The 1,393-nt window shown below is 53.7% G+C and carries 1 protein-coding gene; it reads left to right on the top strand.

Annotation, left to right across the window (positions count from 1 at the left end):
- Window positions 1-1,393 (top strand): alpha-ketoglutaric semialdehyde dehydrogenase GucD (gene gucD, locus ADA01nite_RS21660; RefSeq protein WP_146812494.1); only part of this gene is annotated, 1,393 nt, incomplete at both ends.

The raw sequence follows: 1,393 nt of genomic DNA, 5'->3' as shown, positions 1-1,393 counted from the left end.
CATCGACAGCGAACGATGCAGAGGCAAGCATAAATCCCGCCAATCGAAATGAAGTCGTCGGCTATATTCAGCGTTCCACCAAAGAAGATGTAGACAAAGCGGTAGCGGCGGCCAGACAAGCGCAAAAAGCGTGGCGAAAGCTCTCAGGTGCAGCGCGGGGGGAGTATCTCTACAAAATCGCGAATATTCTTGAAAGCCGCCTGGAGGACATTGCGGCAACGATGACCAAAGAAATGGGGAAAACGCTGCCGGAAGCAAAGGGCGAGACGATGCGTGGCGTTGCAATTCTTCGTTACTACGCGGGAGAAGGTATGCGGAAAATCGGAGACGTCATCCCGTCTACCGACAATGAAGCGCTGATGTTTACCACCCGCGTTCCGCTTGGCGTTGTCGGTGTCATTTCTCCCTGGAACTTCCCGGTAGCCATCCCGATCTGGAAGATGGCACCGGCTCTTATATACGGAAATACGGTCGTTATTAAACCGGCGCAGGAAACGGCCGTAACAGCGGCAAAAGTCATCGAATGCATGGATGAAGCCGGCCTTCCGGCAGGTGTCGTAAACATGGTAACCGGCCGGGGCTCCGTCGTCGGTGAGGCGATTGTCAATCACCCTGACGTCAATGGCATTACCTTCACCGGATCGAACGCTACAGGCAAACGAATCGGGCAGGCGGCACTGGCCCGAGGCGCGAAATATCAGCTGGAAATGGGCGGGAAAAACCCGGTCATCATCGCAAGCGATGCCGATCTGGATCTTGCCGTAGAAGGCACCATCAGCGGCGGACTCCGTTCTACCGGCCAAAAATGTACCGCTACAAGCCGCGTCTTTGTCCAGGCGGATGTGTATGATGTATTCAAAGAAAAACTGCTTGCGAAAGTACAGGAAATTACCATAGGCAACGGTCTGGAAGACGGCATCTGGATGGGACCGTGCGCCAGCGAGAGTCAGCTAAATACCGTGCTTTCTTATATCGAAAAAGGAAAGAGCGAAGGCGCGACCCTTCTGTATGGCGGCGAACGCTACACCGAAAACGGGGGAGAAGACGGCTTCTATGTGCAGCCGACCGTATTTGAAAATGTAACGAATGACATGGTTATCGCACGGGAAGAGATTTTCGGACCGGTTCTTGCGCTCATTAAGGTGGATACGGTAGAGGAAGCGCTGGAGCAGGCGAATGACGCAGAGTTCGGCCTAAGTGCCTCCATCTATACGAAAGACATCGGCAATATGCTTTCTTTCATTAATGAAATGGATGCAGGTCTTGTGCGCATCAATGCCGAAACAGCAGGCGTTGAACTGCAGGCTCCGTTCGGCGGCATGAAACAATCCAGCTCGCATTCCCGCGAGCAGGGCCAGGCGGCTATTGAGTTCTTCACGGCCATCAAAACCGT

Origin of the sequence: Aneurinibacillus danicus, from assembly GCF_007991215.1 — a bacterium.
GTDB classification, from domain to species: domain Bacteria; phylum Bacillota; class Bacilli; order Aneurinibacillales; family Aneurinibacillaceae; genus Aneurinibacillus; species Aneurinibacillus danicus.
The sequence above is the reverse complement of the archived record's forward strand: the minus strand, read 5'-3'. Positions and strand labels throughout refer to the sequence as shown.